The 17,998-nt window shown below is 70.5% G+C and carries 15 protein-coding genes; 10 read left to right on the top strand and 5 right to left on the bottom strand.

The window, feature by feature from the left end:
- Positions 1–1,959: a kelch motif-containing protein gene (locus AB0J57_RS08740; protein ID WP_366127314.1), complete on the top strand. Its 1,959-nt coding sequence runs from the start codon at positions 1–3 to the stop codon at positions 1,957–1,959.
- Positions 1,960–1,970: 11 nt separating this feature from the next.
- Here AB0J57_RS08740 and AB0J57_RS08735 read toward each other — a convergent pair whose 3' ends face one another.
- Positions 1,971–3,014, bottom strand: coding sequence for a glycoside hydrolase family 6 protein (locus AB0J57_RS08735; protein WP_366127313.1), 1,044 nt, complete (start codon positions 3,012–3,014; stop codon positions 1,971–1,973).
- A gap of 158 nt (positions 3,015–3,172) precedes the next feature.
- On the opposite strand from AB0J57_RS08735, the gene AB0J57_RS08730 reads away from it, so the two are divergent.
- From AB0J57_RS08730 to AB0J57_RS08710, 5 genes are all read left to right on the top strand, one after another.
- Positions 3,173–3,682: a MarR family transcriptional regulator gene (locus tag AB0J57_RS08730; RefSeq protein WP_366127312.1), complete on the top strand. Its 510-nt coding sequence runs from the start codon at positions 3,173–3,175 to the stop codon at positions 3,680–3,682.
- Between the two features lie 66 nt (positions 3,683–3,748).
- Positions 3,749–4,081, top strand: a complete 333-nt coding sequence (locus tag AB0J57_RS08725; protein WP_366127311.1) for a DUF3817 domain-containing protein — start codon at positions 3,749–3,751, stop codon at positions 4,079–4,081.
- A gap of 75 nt (positions 4,082–4,156) precedes the next feature.
- A complete protein-coding gene (locus AB0J57_RS08720) occupies positions 4,157–5,857 on the top strand; it encodes a methylmalonyl-CoA mutase family protein (protein WP_366127310.1) in 1,701 nt (566 codons plus the stop codon).
- A 9-nt stretch (positions 5,858–5,866) separates the two neighbouring features.
- Positions 5,867–6,277 (top strand): hypothetical protein, encoded by a 411-nt coding sequence (locus AB0J57_RS08715; RefSeq protein ID WP_366127309.1) that lies wholly within the window; start codon positions 5,867–5,869, stop codon positions 6,275–6,277.
- A gap of 2 nt (positions 6,278–6,279) precedes the next feature.
- On the top strand, positions 6,280–6,771 hold the full coding sequence (locus AB0J57_RS08710; RefSeq protein WP_366127817.1) for a GNAT family N-acetyltransferase: 492 nt from the start codon (positions 6,280–6,282) through the stop codon (positions 6,769–6,771).
- Positions 6,772–6,808: 37 nt separating this feature from the next.
- Here the strand turns inward: AB0J57_RS08710 and AB0J57_RS08705 are convergent, their stop codons facing one another.
- Complete coding sequence (locus tag AB0J57_RS08705; protein ID WP_366127308.1) at positions 6,809–7,435, bottom strand: TetR/AcrR family transcriptional regulator; 627 nt, start codon at positions 7,433–7,435, stop codon at positions 6,809–6,811.
- Positions 7,436–7,749: 314 nt separating this feature from the next.
- Between AB0J57_RS08705 and AB0J57_RS08700 the strand changes: the two genes are divergently transcribed.
- The 4 genes from AB0J57_RS08700 (at position 7,750) to AB0J57_RS08685 (ending at position 11,897) form a co-directional block, all read left to right on the top strand.
- Entirely contained in the window at positions 7,750–8,721 is a 972-nt protein-coding gene (locus AB0J57_RS08700; RefSeq protein ID WP_366127307.1) for a tetratricopeptide repeat protein, read from the top strand.
- Positions 8,722–9,311: 590 nt separating this feature from the next.
- Complete coding sequence (locus AB0J57_RS08695) at positions 9,312–9,968, top strand: DUF6230 family protein (RefSeq protein WP_366127306.1); 657 nt, start codon at positions 9,312–9,314, stop codon at positions 9,966–9,968.
- Positions 9,969–10,078: 110 nt separating this feature from the next.
- The gene (locus AB0J57_RS08690; RefSeq protein ID WP_366127305.1) at positions 10,079–10,621 is read left to right on the top strand and encodes a DUF6114 domain-containing protein; all 543 of its coding nucleotides are present in this window, start codon (positions 10,079–10,081) and stop codon (positions 10,619–10,621) included.
- On the top strand, positions 10,611–11,897 hold the full coding sequence (locus tag AB0J57_RS08685; protein WP_366127304.1) for a hypothetical protein: 1,287 nt from the start codon (positions 10,611–10,613) through the stop codon (positions 11,895–11,897). Before AB0J57_RS08690 ends, AB0J57_RS08685 begins: the two co-directional genes overlap by 11 nt.
- Before the next feature lie 88 nt (positions 11,898–11,985).
- Here AB0J57_RS08685 and AB0J57_RS08680 read toward each other — a convergent pair whose 3' ends face one another.
- The 3 genes from AB0J57_RS08680 to pyk form a co-directional block, all read right to left on the bottom strand.
- Entirely contained in the window at positions 11,986–12,480 is a 495-nt protein-coding gene (locus AB0J57_RS08680; protein ID WP_366127303.1) for a hypothetical protein, read from the bottom strand.
- Positions 12,467–16,174 (bottom strand): hypothetical protein, encoded by a 3,708-nt coding sequence (locus AB0J57_RS08675; protein WP_366127302.1) that lies wholly within the window; start codon positions 16,172–16,174, stop codon positions 12,467–12,469. The genes AB0J57_RS08680 and AB0J57_RS08675 overlap by 14 nt, the downstream gene beginning before the upstream one ends.
- A gap of 353 nt (positions 16,175–16,527) precedes the next feature.
- Complete coding sequence (gene pyk, locus AB0J57_RS08670; RefSeq protein ID WP_366127301.1) at positions 16,528–17,958, bottom strand: pyruvate kinase; 1,431 nt, start codon at positions 17,956–17,958, stop codon at positions 16,528–16,530.
- Positions 17,959–17,998 lie beyond the last annotated feature (40 nt).

The raw sequence follows: 17,998 nt of genomic DNA, 5'->3' as shown, positions 1-17,998 counted from the left end.
ATGGCCTACCGGCCGTCGAAGAAGCTCAAGAAGACCCTGCTGGGCGGTGGAGCGGTGGTCCTGCTCGCGGGCCTCAACGCACCGGCCGCGCTCTCCTTCGCCGAGGCGAAGTACCACGCGTACAAGATCTCCCAGCCCGGGTACAAGGCCAAGTACGGCTCCTGGCAACAGCTCGACGTGCCCGACCAGTACCGGCTCAACGCCATCCACGCCGCCCTGCTCCACACCGGCAAGGTGCTCCTCATCGCCGGCTCCGGGAACAACCAGAAGAAGTTCGACGCGGGCACCTTCGACACCATCCTGTGGGACCCGGTCAAGAACACCTTCAAGAAGATCCCGACCCCCGAGGACTTCTTCTGCGCCGGTCACAGCCAACTGCCCGACGGGCGCCTCCTGGTGGCCGGCGGCACGGCCCGCTACGAGGTCCTCGACGGCGAGGTGAAGCGCGCGGGCGGCGGCATGCGCGTCAAGAACGAGAGCCCGGACAAGGCCATCACCCTCAAGAAGGGCACCGTGTTCCGCTCCCCGACGGGCGTCGAGTACGTGTCGAAGTTCGACGTGACGGTCCCCAAGGCCAAGCGCGAGTTCAAGATCTCGTACTTCACCAGCGGCCAGATGAAACCCTGGGAGACCAAGGTCACCGCCGCCGAGGCGCGGGTCTTCGTCGAGGCGCGCAAGGAGGGCCCCAAGGCCCTGACCACCGAGGCCGCCCAGTACAAGGTCCTGGGCCTCAAGGGCAAGGACGCGAACAACGTCTACGGCATCGCCCAGAAACTCACCACCGAGAAGCAGGACTTCCAGGGCATCAAGGCGGCGTACGAGTTCGACCCCAAGGCCGAGAAGTACGTCCCCGTCGCCCCCATGAAGGACGCCCGCTGGTACCCCACCCTGGTGACCCTCCAGGACGGCAGGGTGCTCGCCGTCTCAGGCCTCAACGACGTCGGTGACGTCGTCCCCGGCGACAACGAGATCTACGACCCGAAGACGAAGAAGTGGTCCAAGGGCCCCTTCCGCTACTTCCCCACCTACCCGGCGCTCTTCCTCACCCAGGGCGGCAAACTCTTCTACACCGGCTCCAACGCCGGCTACGGGCCCGCCGAGAAGGGCCGCGTACCCGGCCTGTGGGACCTGAAGAAGAACACCTTCCAGGAGATCAGGGGCATCACCGACCCCGACCAGCTCGAAACCTCCGCCTCGCTGCTGCTGCCGCCCGCCCAGGACCAGAAGCTGATGGTGCTCGGCGGCGGCGGGGTCGGCGAGTCCGAGCTGTCCACCGCCCGCACGGCGCTCATCGACCTCAAGGCCGCCAAACCCGCCTTCCGCAACGGCCCCTCCCTGCCGCAGGGCACCCGCTACCTGAGCAGCGTGCTCCTCCCGGACGACACCGTCTTCACGACCGGCGGGTCCGAGAAGTACCGGGGCCGCAGCTCCAGCGACATCCTCAAGGCGCAGTTCTACGAGCCGAAGACCGACTCCTTCCGCGAGGCCGCCGAACCGACCGTCGGCCGCAACTACCACTCGGAGGCGCTGCTGCTGCCCGACGGGCGGGTGGCGACGTTCGGCTCCGACCCGCTGTTCAGCGACAAGGACAACACCAAGCTGGGCACCTTCGAGCAGCGCGTGGAGATCTTCACCCCGCCCTACCTGCATGGCGGCGGCGCCGAGGCGCGGCCGGTGCTGGGCGAGGGCCCGCAGGAGCTCGACCAGAACGGCCGGGCCACCTTCCGCACCAAGGACGCCGCCCGCATCACCAAGGCGCGCCTGATACGGCCCAGCGCGGTGACGCACACGACGGACGTGGAGCAGCGCTCCATCGGGCTGGGCCTGACCAAGGGCGCGGACTCGGTCACCGTCCAGGCGCCGCTGGACAAGACGCTGGTCCCGCCCGGCTGGTACATGCTGTTCGTGGTCGACAAGGACGGCCGGCCGTCGGTCGCCAAGTGGGTCCAGGTGGACTGAGCGGGGACGGGTCAGCCCTTCGCCCGGCTCGCCAGGCCCAGCGCGTACTCCGGCCACCAGGTCCCGGCCGCCGGTCCGCCCCGGCACGTGCCGTCCGACTCGCCCGGACGCTTGACCCACAGGTAGGCGTCCACCCGCTCGTCGCCCGTGTTCTCGGTCGGCGGCGTGCCCAGCGCCCGCCCCGGCGGGTTGCACCAGGCCTCCTCGCCGTCGCCCTGGAGCGGTCCCGCGCCGTTGCGGCTGGTGTCGACGACGAAGTGGGTGCCGTCCAGGAGCCCGGACAGCTCCGTGCCGAAGGCGGTGACCGTCGGCGTGGTCTGGAAGTTCGACACGTTCAGCGCGAAGCCGTCCGCCCTGCCCACGCCGGCCCGCCGCAGCGGCTCCACCAGTTTGCCCGGGTCCTTGATCCACGCCGGGTTGCCCGCGTCCAGGTACACCTTGGTGTGCGGCTGCCGCTTGAGCCGGTCAACCGCCTCGGAGAGCAGTTGGTAGCGCTCCTCGTGGTGCTGGGCGGGCGTGCAGCCGTCCACCACGTGCGGCACGGCGTCCGGCTCCAGGACGACGATGGCGGGCGCGTCCCCGATGGCCTCGGCGAACGAGCCGATCCACTCCCGGTACGCCTCCGGGCTCGCCGCGCCGCCCGCCGAGTACAGGCCGCAGTCGCGGTGCGGGATGTTGTACGCGACGAGGACGACCGTCTTGTTCTTCGGCGCCGCGTCGCGCACCGCCCGCCGGATGTCGGCCACGGGACTGTTCCAGGCGGGCCACAGGGCGGTGGGCCGCTCGGAGATCCGCCGCAGGAGCTTGGCGTCCTCGGTGCGGCCCTGGGCCTGGTACGCCTTGACCTGGCGGGCGGCGGCGCTGTCGGGGTCGACCCAGAACGGCGAGCCGTTGGCGGGTGCGCTGCGGCCCACGGGCTCCTGGGCGGTGCCCTCCTCGCCCCGGGCGCCGCCCGTGCCGCCGGGCGCGCAACCGGCGGCGGTCAGCGCGGTGGCGGCCAGCGCGGCGGCCAGGAGCAGGGCGGTGCGTACGCGGAACGATCCGTGGCCGGACATCCAGCCCCCTCGTATGGCTGTGAGCTGCGGACTACAGACCGGGCAATCGTGACATAACGGTCACTGACTGCCGTGCTGCGACACCGCGCCGTCACGGCGGAGGACCGAACCGCGAGACGGGGCTGACCAGCATGTGACCAGTCGGTAAGGTCGATGACGTGCCGAAACCGCTCAGTCTCCCCTTCGACCCCATCGCCCGTGCCGACGAGCTCTGGCAGCGTCGCTGGGGGCCCGTCCCCTCCATGGCCGCCATCACCTCGATCATGCGCGCGCACCAGATCCTGCTCGCGGAGGTCGACGCGGTGGTCAAGCCCTACGGGCTGACCTTCGCCCGGTACGAGGCGCTGGTGCTGCTCACCTTCTCCAAGGAGGGCGAGCTGCCGATGTCCAAGATCGGCGAGCGGCTGATGGTCCACCCCACGTCCGTGACCAACACGGTCGACCGCCTGGTGAAGTCCGGCCTGGTGGCCAAGCGCCCCAACCCCAACGACGGACGCGGCACCCTCGCCTCCATCACCGACAAGGGCCGCGAGGTCGTCGAGGCGGCGACGGCGGACCTGATGGCGATGGACTTCGGCCTGGGCGTGTACGACGCCGAGGAGTGCGCGGAGATCTTCGCGATGCTGCGGCCGCTGCGGATCGCGGCGCAGGACTTCGAGGAGAAGTGACCCCCCCTCGCGGACGGGGGGTCCCCGCGCGAAGATCGCCCGGAACGTGACGTTACGCTCGACGTCATGAAGAGGAGCGTGCTGACCCGCTACCGGGTCATGGCCTATGTGACCGCCGTCATGCTGCTCGTGCTCTGCACGTGCATGGTGTTCAAGTACGGGTTCGACACGGGCGAGGACGTGACCTTCATGGTCTCCCAGGCCCACGGCGTCCTCTACATCATCTACCTGATCTTCGCCTTCGACCTGGGCTCCAAGGCCCGGTGGAAGTTCGGCAAGCTCCTGTGGGTCCTGCTCTCCGGCACGATCCCCTTCGCCGCCTTCTTCGTCGAGCGCAAGGTCGCCCAGGACGTGGAGCCGCTGCTCGCGGACGCGTCCCCGGCCGTCGCCAAGGCCTGACGCCCACGGCCGTACGCCACGCGTACGGCCGTCGGCCATCGACATTTACTAGGACGTCCTAGTAAATTCGAAGGTATGGACGCTGACGCCATCGAGGAAGGCCGCCGACGCTGGCAGGCCCGCTACGACGCCGCCCACAAGCGCGACGCCGACTTCACCACGCTCTCCGGCGACCCCGTGGAGCCTGTTTACGGGCCCCGGCCCGGCGACACCTACGACGGCTTCGAGCGGATCGGCTGGCCCGGTGAGTACCCCTTCACCCGTGGCCTGTACCCGACGGGCTACCGGGGCCGCACCTGGACCATCCGCCAGTTCGCCGGCTTCGGCAACGCCGAGCAGACCAACGAGCGCTACAAGATGATCCTCGGCAACGGCGGTGGCGGCCTGTCCGTCGCCTTCGACATGCCGACCCTCATGGGCCGCGACTCCGACGACCCGCGCTCGCTGGGCGAGGTCGGCCACTGCGGCGTCGCCATCGACTCCGCCGCCGACATGGAGGTCCTCTTCAAGGACATCCCCCTCGGCGACGTCACCACGTCCATGACCATCTCCGGTCCGGCCGTGCCCGTCTTCTGCATGTACCTCGTCGCCGCCGAACGGCAGGGCGTCGACCCGGGCGTCCTCAACGGCACCCTCCAGACGGACATCTTCAAGGAGTACATCGCCCAGAAGGAGTGGCTCTTCCAGCCCGAGCCCCACCTCCGGCTCATCGGCGACCTGATGGAGCACTGCGCCCGCAACATCCCGGCGTACAAGCCCCTCTCGGTCTCCGGCTACCACATCCGCGAGGCCGGCGCGACGGCCGCGCAGGAGCTGGCGTACACGCTCGCCGACGGCTTCGGGTACGTCGAGCTGGGCCTGAGCCGCGGCCTGGACGTGGACGTCTTCGCGCCCGGCCTGTCGTTCTTCTTCGACGCGCACGTCGACTTCTTCGAGGAGATCGCCAAGTTCCGCGCCGCCCGCCGCATCTGGGCGCGCTGGATGAAGGAGGTGTACGGCGCGAAGACGGACAAGGCGCAGTGGCTGCGGTTCCACACCCAGACCGCGGGCGTCTCGCTCACCGCCCAGCAGCCGTACAACAACGTCGTCCGCACGGCCGTCGAGGCCCTCGCGGCCGTCCTCGGCGGGACCAACTCCCTGCACACCAACGCCCTCGACGAGACCCTCGCCCTGCCCAGCGAGCAGGCCGCCGAGATCGCCCTGCGCACCCAGCAGGTGCTCATGGAGGAGACCGGCGTCGCCAACGTCGCCGACCCGCTGGGCGGTTCCTGGTACGTCGAGCAGCTCACCGACCGCATCGAGGCCGACGCCGAGAAGATCTTCGACCGGATAAAGGAGCGGGGCCTGCGCGCCCACCCCGACGGGCAGCACCCCATCGGGCCGGTCACCTCCGGCATCCTGCGCGGGATCGAGGACGGCTGGTTCACCGGCGAGATCGCCGAGTCCGCCTTCCGCTACCAGCAGGCCCTGGAGAAGGGCGACAAGCGGGTCGTCGGCGTCAACTGCCACCACGGCTCGGTCACCGGCGACCTGGAGATCCTCCGGGTCAGCCACGAGGTCGAGTGGGAGCAGGTCCGGGTCCTCGGCGAGCGCAAGGCGCGCCGCGACGACGCCCGCGTGCGGGCCGCGCTGGACGGGATGCTGGCCGCCGCGCGGGACGGCTCGAACATGATCGAGCCGATGCTGGACGCCGTACGGGCGGAGGCCACGCTCGGCGAGATCTGCGACGCCCTGCGCGACGAGTGGGGCACGTACACCGAGCCGCCGGGCTTCTAGGCTGGGCGTATGGCAGCACTTCCCGTACCGGTCCCAGGCGTGGCCGTCCGCTACTGGTACGTGGGCGCCTGCGGGCCGTTCGCGCTGTTCGACGCGGACTTCGAGCCGCCGGGACCGGACGGGGAGAGCGAGTTGCTCAATCTGGTCCCGGCGAAGCTGCTGCCGCCCGAGTACGCGGACGCCCTCTGGGAGGGCGTCCAGGAGGGCCTGCGCGGCACAACTGCCGCCGTCCTGCTCACCCACGGGCGGTACCACGAGGTCGACTCCTCCGAGCGGGCCTTCCGGGAGGCGGGCGAGATGGCCGGCCGCGCCGCGCTCGTACGGGCCGGGCTGCTGCCCCCGGAGGAGGGGCCACCCGAACGGTTCGTGCGGGCCCCGGCGGCTCGCGCCAGGCCCAGAAAGGGCATGCTGGGCCGATGAAGATCAGCATCAGGGAAGCCACCGCGGATGACTGGCCCGCCATCTGGCCGTTCTTCCACACGATCGTCGCCGCCGGTGACACCTTCACCTACCCGCTCGACCTGGGGCAGGAGGAGGCCCGCGACTGGTGGCTGCTCGCCGCACCGAACCGTACGGTCGTCGCCGTCGACGACGAGAGCGGCACCGTCCTCGGCACGGCCAAGATGAACCGCAACCAGGCCGGCAACGGCGCGCACATCGCCAGCGCCAGCTACATGACCGACCCGGCGTACGGCGGCCGGGGCGTGGGCCGGGCCCTCGTCGAGTACAGCCTGGAGTGGGCGCGGGCGGCCGGCTTCCGGGGCATGCAGTTCAACGCGGTCGTGGAGACCAACGTCCACGCGGTACGGCTGTACGAGCGGCTCGGCTTCGGGATCGTCGGCACGGTCCCGGACGCGTTCAAGCACCCCACGGAGGGGTACGTCGGGCTGCACGTCATGTACCGGCCCCTGTAGGGAGCTTCAGGCCGCACCTGTTGGTGGCCGACCGCCATCAGATCCGAGCCGCCGCTCCCAGGCCTCCCAGCAACAGGGCGGTGAAGCGCTGGACCCACTGCGCGTCGACGGGTTCGGCGCTCACCAGTGCCCGGTGGACCACGGCGCCCGCGATCACGTCGAAGATCAGGTCGTCGGTGCCGGTGGTGGACGCGGGGTTCGCGGGAAGCTCTCCGCGGGCCTGGGCGCGCCGCCGGCCCGCCAGGACGAGTCGTTTCTGCCGGTCCACGATGGAGGTGCGGATGCGTTCGCGCAGCGGCTCGTCGCGGGTGGACTCGGCGATCACGGCCATCAGCGCCGTCTTGGTCTCGGGCCGCTCCAGCAGGGCCGCGAACTGGAGCACCACGCCTTCGATGTCGGCCATGAGGCTGCCGCGGTCGGGCAGTTCGAGCTCGTCGAAGAGGACGGCGACGGCGTCCACGACGAGTTCGTTCTTGCTCGCCCAGCGCCGGTAAAGGGTCGTCTTGGCGACTCCGGCGCGGCCGGCGACGTCCCCCATCGTCAGCTTGGACCAGCCCAGCTCGACCAGGGCCGCCCGGGTCGCCTCCAGTATCGCGGCGTCGGCGGCCGCCGAGCGGGGGCGGCCGCCGGTACGGCTGCGGGGGGAGGTGGAGCTGCTGCACATGACGCTCGACCATACCGGCGAGTACGCCCGGTGTTACCGGCCCGTACATGTGAGGCAGTTCACCCGGGGGTCCGGGTCCTCGGCGGGAGGGATCGGGGTTACGCTACGACCCGTAGCGAAAGGCTTTGAGCGGCCGAAGCGACAACCACTGGCGCCAGGGTGGGGACCCGGTGCCGAAAACATCTGCTGGATCGCGTACGTCCGTACGCCCCGCACACCGGCGGGGGGCGCGCGGGCGGGCGCGGTTCGGCCGTGGCTCCACCGGTTCGGCCATGGCTTACCGGTTACGCGCGCGGAAGGGGGAGGATGTACCCATGCAGCCTAGGAACATGTCCATGAGCGGCGTCGTCGACCTCGCCGCGGTGAAGGCGGCCGGAGAGGCCAAGGCGAAGGCGGAGCAGGCACGCGCCGAGGCCGCCCGGCGGGGCGGCGGCGGAGCGGTGCCCCCGTCGGCCCTGGTGATCGACGTCGACGAGGCGGGGTTCGAGCGCGACATCCTCCAGCGCTCCACCGAGGTCCCGGTCGTCATCGACTTCTGGGCCGAGTGGTGCGAGCCGTGCAAGCAGCTCGGCCCGCTGCTGGAGCGGCTGGCCGTCGAGTACAACGGCCGGTTCGTGCTCGCCAGGATCGACGTCGACGCCAACCAGATGCTGACGCAGCAGTTCGGGGTCCAGGGGATCCCGGCCGTCTTCGCGGTGGTGGCCGGCCAGCCGCTGCCCCTCTTCCAGGGCGCGGCGCCCGAGGCGCAGATCCGCCAGACGCTTGACCAGCTCATCCAGGTCGGCGAGGAGCGGTTCGGCCTCACCGGCATCACGGTCGACGCGGACGCCGCCGCCGGTCCCGCCGCGGCCCCGGCCCAGCCGGCCGGCCCGTACGACGGTCTGCTGGAGGCGGCGGCGCGCGCGCTGGACGCCAACGACCTCGGCGGCGCGATCCAGGCGTACAAGAACGTCCTGGTCGACGACCCGGGCAACACCGAGGCCAAGCTCGGCCTCGCCCAGGCGGAACTGCTCTCCCGCGTCCAGGGCATGGACCCGCAGGCGGTCCGCAAGAGCGCGGCGGACGACCCCGCCGACGTCCGGGCCCAGCTCGCCGCCGCCGACCTGGATCTGGTGGGCGGGCACGTGGAGGACGCGTTCGGCCGGCTCGTCGACACGGTGAGCCGTACGGCGGGTGACGACCGGGACGCGGCGCGGCTGCGGCTGCTGGAGCTCTTCGAGGTGATCGGCCCCGAGGACCCGCGCGTGACCAAGGCCCGTGCCGCGCTGGCGAGGGTGCTGTTCTGACGCGCCGGCTCCCTGGCGGGAGCGTCGGCGATTTGGCGACACAGTGACAAAACGCGGCCGTGCTTTACCAAAGTTTGGTAAACACGGCCGCTGTTACTTGCAGTAAATCAACACCCTCTTTATGTCCGGCTTTTGCCGATGAAATCCGCTTCTGTCGAACCGGCGAGTAGCACCCTGAGTGCCCGCCCGACATCACCCCGTCGTGGCCTGGTTATCCACCCGTTACTAGTGGGTAACGACGGGCCTTGTGTCGAAGCCGTGAATGGACCACGATCGGCCACGCTCGGTCCAATCCCGTACCAGCCCGGCAACCAGCCGCGCACCACGGGAGCGGGTCCCCACCGAGTGGGCCGGCACACCTGACCGCCGGCCCCGGACAGGGGGGTTCCTGCCCATCCCGGCAGGGCCTGTCCAAGCAGGGTTGCGCGAAGGCGTGGCCAGTGGTTGTCGCTCGGGGGTGATCGCCGGTGATCCGGACGCGGCTCGCGCCTGATCCACGGGCGCTCTCCTTCCCGAGGACGTAGCACTTCTCCCATCCCAGGACGGGCTTCGGCCCATCCGGAGATGTACGTCCGAGAAGGAGGAAATCTATGAAGTCCCAGGTTCGCGGTGGGACCAGATGGAAGCGGTTCGCCGTTGTCATGGTGCCGAGCGTGGCCGCGACGGCCGCGATAGGCATCGGCCTGGCACAGGGAGCGCTGGCGGCGTCGTTCAGCATCTCCGGCCAGGAGTTCAAGGTTAAGGCGAAGAGCCTCGAAGGCACCGACTTCGTCCAGTACGGCAGCATCGTCAAGGGCAAGGACCTCGACGGCAAGGGCTTCTGGGAGCCCGTGGCGGTCTCGGGCTTCAGCGAGGCCTACATCACGGACATGTGCCAGTCCGTGGTGACGCCGGTGCCGTTCCTCGGCAACGTCAGCCTTGAGCTGACCGCCGGTACCTCCGCAGCGGCGAAGAAGGGTGACAAGGATCACCAGGTCTACGCCAAGGACATCTACCTGGATGTCTCGAAGCTTGACGCCGACGCCGAGTTCAGCAACATCGACATCGGCGTGGCCGCCGGTTCGCTGAAGGACCCGGGCATCCAGCCCGGTACCGAAGCCAACAAGAACGGTTTCTCGCAGCGCGCGAAGACCGCGAAGCTCACGAACGTCGAGCAGGAGGCGTGGGCGACCACGGCGGGCACCTTCCGGCTGCCCGACCTCAGCCTGAAGCTGCACAAGGGCACCAAGGAGTGCTTCTCCGACTAGTGCTCGCCGGGCGGGCCGGAGCCGCGCGTGCCGCGGCCCCGCCCGTTCGGGCCCTTGTCGCGATTTTCACCAATCTTCTTAGCACCACCGCTTCCAGGGAGCTGTTTTCCATGAGCGCCGAGTCCACTGGTTCCCGCGGATTCACCTACTGGCGGCTGCGCTTCCGGGCGTGGCGGGGCAACCGGCCTTTCTGGGGCGGGCTGTTCACCATGATCGGCGGCGTACCGATCGCCTACCTGCCGTACGCCGACATGCGGCTCGGCAACATGACGATCGCCATGGCCACCACGGCGGGCGCGGGTTCGCTGATCATCGGCGTCCTGCTGGTCACGCTGGGCCTGACGATGTGGTTCCACTCCGTCGTCCGGGTCTTCGCGGGTGTCGCCGCGATCGTCCTGGCGCTCGTGTCCCTGCCGGTGGCCAACATCGGAGGGTTCCTCATCGGTTTCCTCTTCGCCCTGATAGGTGGTGCCCTGTCCGCCTCGTGGGCGCCCGGCGAACCGGCGAAGGAAACGGCCGACGAAGCAGCCGAGGAAGCAGAAGCGCCCGAGCGCGACGGTGAGCGAGCCGACGAACTGTCGGCCGTGACCCCGCAGAGCAACGCGACCGACAGCACGATCGACCCCAACGGCGGGAGGAACAGTGCGGGGTGACGAAACTCAGCCGGCGATCAGAAAGGGGCCGCGTCACGCGGCCCCCAGGAAGTCGCTGCTGACCAAGCTTCAGGCACCGGCGGGCAAGGCGATGGCCCTGGCCGCGATGCCCACCGCCGTACTCGTCGGTCTCGGTATGACGCCCAAGCTCGCCCTCGCCGACGAGAAGGACATCCCCTTCGCGCCCGGCCCGTGCGTGACGCGGTCCGACGAGCCGTCGGAGTCGGAGAAGCCGAAGGAGACCGAGTTCCCGACGCCCAAGCCGTCGCTGAGCGCGACCGAGACCCCGGGGGCGGACGAGGAGAAGGAGCCGATACCCGGCGCCAGCCCGTCCGCGAGCGAGACGGAGAAGGAGACCACCGAGCCGAAGGCCGGCGAGACGAAGCCGCCCGCCGCCACGAGCCCGACCCCCTCCGCGACTCCCACGCCCACGCCCACCCCCACCGAGCCCAAGAACCCCCTGGACCCGCTGGGTGTCGGTGACGCGATCAAGGACATCTTCGACGGCCCCGACAAGGAGGAGCCGACGGCGACCCCGTCGACCACCGCTCCTACCACGCAGCCGCCTGCCAAGCCCGCCACCGAGCCGTCGACCGAACCCGCGCAGACGGCCCAGAAGGACGACGCGGCCAAGGGTGACGCGGCCAAGGACGACGAGGTCGTCGACGAGACCAAGGAAGCGATCAAGGAAGCCGCCGACAAGGCCGGCGCCGAGGTCGAGGAGCTGCCCGAGGACGTCAAGGGGCTCGACCCCAAGGAGGACGAGGACATCCCGGACGGCGCCAAGCCGCGTTTCCCCTGCCCGACCCCCGACCCGGAGGCCCTCGCCGCCGCCGAGCTGGAGCCCGGCATCCCGCTGCTCCCCGACGAGCCGTGGAAGCTGGAGAGCACCAAGCTCACCCTGCGGGGCCTGGACTACCACGGCATCGTGGAGGTCAAGACCTACGGCGGCAAGGTCAAGAAGGTCCTGAAGTTCACCGCGAGCGAGGTCGACATCAAGGACCTCCACCAGCTCACGGTCCACTCCGAGGGCCACACGGGCCACGTCACCTCCCGCCCGGGCTCCGAGTCCACCATCCGGGGCGGCACGGTGACGATGTACACGGAGGAGCTGAAGGGCAACCTCTTCGGCCTCATCCCGATCACCTTCAGCCCCGAGACCCCGCCCCCGCTGAACGTCCCCTTCGCCTTCTTCACGGACGTGAAGGTGACACAGGCGGGCCAGTTCGGCGGCACCCTGACGGTGCCGGGCCTGAAGAACTTCATCGAGGGCTGACCGGGCCGGGATTCCGGCATTCGCACGAACCATGGCCGCCCCACCGCACGGTGGGGAGGCCATGGCGCGTTCCGGATGGCGTCCGCCGTCAGCCGAGTGCCTCGGCCGCCGTCCGCCTGATCCGCTTGGTACGGCCGGAGGCGGCCAGTACGCGCAGGACCGCCTCGTCGGACACGTCGGCGACGATCCGCGACTGGAGCCAGTCGCTCCAGCCGTCGATCAGCTCCGGGGCCCGGTCGAGGGCGATCGCCCCGGACCGGAGGTCCTCCAGGACCCCCAGCTCCCGTGCCCGCCGTTCGCTGAACGCCCGTACCGCAGGCGCGAGGGCCTGGACCCAGGCGTCCCGCTCGCCGCGGGTCACCCGCTCCAGGACCTCACCCACGACGCCCGAGGCGAGCGCGCCGTCCGGTTCCGCCGTGACGGCGGCCAGCAGAGCGGGCCGGGCCGCGTCGGATACGAGCGCGGCCCGGTACAGCTCCCAGCGGGCGTGCCCGTCGTGGGCGTCGGTCAGTGACCTGCCGATGTGCTGCTCCAACTGCCGCAGGGCGTCCAGCAGCTCGGGCGGGAGCTCAGCATCCGCCATTGGCCTTGTGCCTTTCCATGGCGACTCGAATGTTCTCCCTGATGGTACGGATGTTGTTGTCGACCACGGCCTTCTGCAGCCGGGTCAGCTCGTTCTCGCCCGCCAGGGGCCGGCCGTTCTGGCCGATCCGCACTTCCTTGCCCTTGCCCTTGACGTGCGCGTGCGGCGGTGCGTGGTCGTTGGCGTAGATCTGGATGGTGACGCCGCCCTCATTCACGATCGTGCCCACGCCGGGGTACTGCGAGGAAGCCGCGGCCGCGCGGGCCGTGGTGGCCCCGGCCGGGGCGGCGAGGGCAGCGGTACGTACCGCCGACGGCTTGGGCTTCACCGGGCAGGCGTGACCCTTGCCCTGCTTGGCGTCGTCGATGATCTTGCGGAACTTGTCCAGCGTCCGCTTGGCGGTGACGGACTTCTCCAGGAAACCGCCGACGCCACTGGCCACCCGGACGATCGCCTTGCCGACCGACCACGCCTTCGTGACCGGAATGGCCTTCACCAGCGTCCACAGGCAGCTCTCGATGTCGAACTCGCCGAAGCAGCGCTCCAGGTCGCGGTAGCCGATCTCCTCCAGGAGGATCTCGCCGCCGTTGGCCTTGAGCCAGTCGAGGACGCCCTGGCCGGCCAGTGCCTTGGCCGCACGGAACTCCTCCACACATTCCTGGCCGCATTCCTTCAGCAGCAGCGCTTCCTCGTCCAGCGTGAGGTCCGGCCCGGTGTCGCCGCCGTTGGCTTCCAGACGCTCCTTGACGGCCTGCCGCTCCCGCTCCCGCTCGGCGGCCTCGGCCCGGTCGGCGGCCTTGTCGGCCTCCGTCGCGTCCTCGACCGCGTGGGTCGCGGCGGTCTCGGCCGCGGTGGCGTCGGTCTCAGCCTTCGTGGCGGTCGCGCGGGCGCTACCGGCGTCCTTCTCCGCCGCGGTGGCATTGGCCCGGGCTCCGGCCGCGTCGCGCTCGGCGTCGGTGGCCTCCCGGTCGGCGGCAGCCGCCTCCGACTCGGCCTCGTTCGCGGCGAACGCCGCGTACATGGCGTCGGTGCCGGCCTCCGCGTCGTACTTCTGGGCGTTGGCGTCGGCCTTCTTCGCCGCTTCGGCCGCCTTGGCTGCCTCCGCAGCGGACGCACGGGCCGCGGCGACGGACTGCAGGGCCTTGGCCGCGTCCGCCGCTGCCGCCGCTGCCGCCTGTGCTGCGATCTTGGCGTCACCGGCGGCCTTGTCGGCGAGCGCCTTGGCCTCGGCTGCGGCCTTCGACGCCTCGTTCGCCTTGGCCTGAGCGGCAGCCGCCTGCTGTTCGGCCAGGGTCTTGGAGGCCTGCCCGATAAGTACGGCGAAAGCGGCAGATGTGTCCGTCTCCTGGTAGGGGCTGCCCACAGCGATGGCCTCGTTCGCGGCGACGGTCACGGCACGCGCCGCGTCCCGGGCGCCGGCGGCTGCCTGGCCGGCGGCATAGGCGAAGCCGGCGGTCTTGACCGCCCACGCCGAAGTCTTGGCGGCCTCGGCCTTCGCCGCGGTTGCCTCCTGGCGTGCCTTGATGGCGGCGGCCTGTGCCTTCTTGGCCTCGGCCTCCGCGTTGCGGGCGTTGACCTTGGCCGCGGCGGCTGCGTCGATGGCCTCGGCCGCGGCGGCGTGAGCGGTCGCTGCCGCCGCGCTGGTGGTGAGATAGGCCGACCACGCACTGTCCGCCGCGGCACGCGAGCGGGACGCCGCGGCGGCGGCGCGGGTGGCGGCGGCGCGGGCGTTCACCGCGGCGGTGGACGCGTCGTTCGCGGCCGCCCGGGCCCGGCTCGCGGCTCCCGTGGCGTCGTTGGCGGCGGCCCGGGCCGCGGTCGCGGCCTGTCGTGCCTCGCCGGCGCTGCTGGTGCCCTCGGCCGCCGCGGCGGCGGCTTCCAGGGCCGAAGCGCGCGAGGCCTTGGCGTCCTTATCGCGCTCGGCGGCCTCGGCGTTCGAGCGGGCGAGGGCGGCCCTCGCCTCGGCGGCCTCGGCGGCCTCACGCTTCTCGGCGGCGGTGGCGCCGGCCGCTTCGGCGGATCCGCGAGCCCGCCCTGCCGCGTCACGCTCGGTCTGGGCACGCTGTGCGGCGGCCGCGGCCTTCTCCCGCTCACGCGTGGCGTTGGCGTGCTCCCGGGCGGCGTTGGCCTTCTCCGCCTCCGCGATGGCGCGCTGCTTCTTCGCCTCGGCCGCGCCCGCCTTCGCGGTCTGCTCGGCTGCCTCGGCCGTCGCCTGCGCGTTCTTCGCCTTGGTGGCGTTGGCGGCGGCTTCCTTGGCCTGGGCGTCGGCGGCCGTGGCGGCGGCCTTCGCCTGGGCGGCGGCCTCTTGGGCGGCGGCCTTGCGGAACTCGGTGTTCAGGGCGTGCGCCTGGGTCTTGCTCAGGGCGTAGAGGGCGCTGCTGTCCGCGGCGGTCGCCTTGGCCGCGTTCGAGGCGGTCAGCGCAGTCTTGGCGGCGGCCTGCGTCGCTGCGTACGACGCCTTCGCGACCTGCACCGACTGCTGCGCGTACATCAGGCCACGACCGCGCGGCAGCTTGGCCTGATCGGCGATGGCCCATGCGGCGGTCTGCTGGGCGGCTGCCTTGTCGGCGGCGGTCTTGGCCCTGGTCACCGCGCTGTTGGCGATGGGCACCTGGGCGGCCGCCGCGGCGCGGGCGGCGTTCAGATCGGCCGTGGCCTTGGTGAAGGCCGCCGGCTTGGGGTAGTCGAGGGCGCCCTTGTTGGCCGCCCAGTGCTTCTGCCAGAACAGGATCTGGTCGGCCTGCCAGGCCTGCCGGATCGCTTCGATCATGGCGTCGGTCGCGGTGCGCAGTTCCTTGGCCGCCGCCGCTTCGGCGGTGACGATCTCCTTGCGCTGCGTGGCCTGGGACGCGTACTCCGCCTCCCACTCCATGTGGGCTTGGAGGACGGCGCCGGAGAGAACCCGGTAGTGGTCGATGGGATTGTCACTGTCGCAGCCGGCCCAGGCGAGCTTCAGCGTCTCCACCTCGGAGCGGAACTCCGGCGAGTCCGGCTCGGGCGCCTTGGTCGGGAACCCTCCGAAGCGCAGGAAGGTGGCGACGTCGTTGGCGGAACCGGTCTCGCTGCCGCCGAATCCGAACAGCTCGTTGCCTGCGACGGGCTTGTACGCGGTCGCCCACGAGTCGTCGGGCGTAGAGAGAGCGTCGAAGACCTGCTTCGCCTTGTCCAGTGCGGGCTTGCCGGGCCGTGGCGTCGGGTTTTCCGCCGTCTTGTTGTAGAGCTCGCGCTGGGTCTTCAGGGTGAAGGAGAGGATGTCCGCACCGAACTCCGGTGCATGGTACGGCCGTCCGTTGAACGAGTTCGTCGAAGCGTACGGCTTGTTCGTCTCGTTCAGCCTGATCTGACGCGCCTGGTACGCGTCGGCGTACGCACGGCCCGCATCGACGTCCTTCTGGTCGGCCAGGATGGACGGTTCGTAATTCCAGTACATCGCCGCCTGGCGCAGGACCTCGGGTGGCCCGGACAGGTTGCTGTTGGCGAGGGCCTTGGTCTCCGGGCCGCCGTAGTGGACGGCCCGGGAGACCTGGCAGCGGTCCTTGCGTTCCTGCGCGCCCAGACTGATGCGCAGCGTGCGCTGGTAGGGATCGGCCGGGTTGTCCCCCGGCTCCTCGGCCGCCGCCGGGACGGCGGTCACCAGGCCGCCCAGGAGGGCGGCCGTTGTCGCCAGGACGATGCCTGACGTCGTCTTCTTCACCGGTCCGGCGCGTCTGCCGCGGCGCCGTCCGGACAGGGGCACTCTTCGCACTTCGCAGCCTGTCTGCTCGACGTATGGGTCAGCCCAGGAGGAAGTACGTAAAAGGGGCCCATGTCGTGGGCGTTGAGGCATGCCGCATGGGCGCATGGTGGTCTGTTCGAAGATGTCGCTGGTCAGGGCGACGTCATTGAATGCGCGTGCGCTCTCCACACGCACGGTTCCCCCGCCTTCCCCCCGAAGGCCCGGCGATCATCGCATGCCGGTCGCCGTTGGCGGAAGGGCGATTTACCGCCGGTACGCCAGTGGGCCGCGCCCTCCGGGTGCGGAAGGTGCGGCCCACTGGCGGGGATGGGTCAGGAGCGGGACTCGCCGCCCAGGTGGTGGACGCGGACCATGTTGGTGGTGCCGGGGACGCCGGGCGGGGAGCCGGCGGTGATGACCATGGTGTCGCCGGCGTTGTAGCGCTGGAGCTTCAGCAGCTCCGCGTCGACCAGGTCGACCATCGCGTCCGTGTTGTCCACGTGGGGGACCACGAAGGACTCGACGCCCCAGCTCAGGGTGAGCTGGTTGCGGGTGGAGACCTCCGTCGTGAAGGCGAGGATCGGCTGCTGGGCGCGGTAGCGGGAGAGGCGGCGGGCGGTGTCGCCGGACTTGGTGAAGGCGATCAGGGCCTTGCCGTCGAGGAAGTCCGCGATCTCGGCGGCCGCGCGGGCGACCGAGCCGCCCTGGGTGCGGGGCTTCTTGCCGGGGACCAGGGGCTGGAGGCCCTTGGCGAGGAGTTCCTCCTCCGCCGCCGCGACGATCTTCGACATGGTCTTGACCGTCTCGATCGGGTAGGCGCCGACCGAGGACTCCGCGGACAGCATGACCGCGTCCGCGCCGTCCAGGATCGCGTTGGCGACGTCGGACGCCTCGGCGCGGGTCGGGCGGGAGTTGGTGATCATCGACTCCATCATCTGGGTCGCCACGATCACCGGCTTGGCGTTGCGGCGGCACATCTCGATGAGGCGCTTCTGGACCATCGGGACCCGCTCCAGCGGGTATTCGACGGCCAGGTCACCGCGGGCCACCATCACACCGTCGAACGCCATCACGACGTCCTGCATGTTCTCGACGGCCTGCGGCTTCTCCACCTTGGCGATGACCGGCACGCGGCGGCCGACCTCGTCCATCACCTTGTGGACGTCCTTGACGTCGTTGGCGTCGCGGACGAAGGACAGGGCGACCAGGTCGCAGCCCATCCGCAGCGCGAAGCGCAGGTCCTCGACGTCCTTCTCGGACAGGGCCGGGACGTTCACCGCGGCACCCGGCAGGTTGATGCCCTTGTGGTCGGAGATGACGCCGCCCTCGACGACGATCGACTTGACCCGGGTGCCGTCGACCTCGGTGACGCGCAGCTCGACGTTGCCGTCGTTGATCAGGATCTGGTCGCCCTTGGAGACGTCGCCGGGCAGGCCCTTGTACGTGGTGCCGCAGATGGACTTGTCGCCCGGCACGTCCTCGGTGGTGATGGTGAACTCGTCCCCGCGGACCAGCTCGACCGGCCCCTCGGCGAACGTTTCCAGACGGATCTTGGGGCCCTGGAGGTCGGCGAGGACGCCCACGGCCCGGCCGGTGTCCTCGGCGGCCTGGCGGAGGCGGTGGTACCGCTCCTCGTGCTCAGCGTGGGATCCGTGGCTCATGTTGAAACGGGCCACGTTCATACCGGCCTCGATGAGAGCCTTGAGCTGCTCATACGAGTCGACGGCGGGGCCCAGTGTGCAGACGATTTTGGAACGGCGCATAAGGCGGATCCTATCGGTTTGTTTCACTGCGGAATATTCC

The sequence above is a fragment of the Streptomyces sp. NPDC049837 genome, from assembly GCF_040674455.1.
Taxonomy (GTDB): domain Bacteria; phylum Actinomycetota; class Actinomycetes; order Streptomycetales; family Streptomycetaceae; genus Streptomyces.
This window is presented reverse-complemented; position numbering and strand designations above follow the sequence as displayed.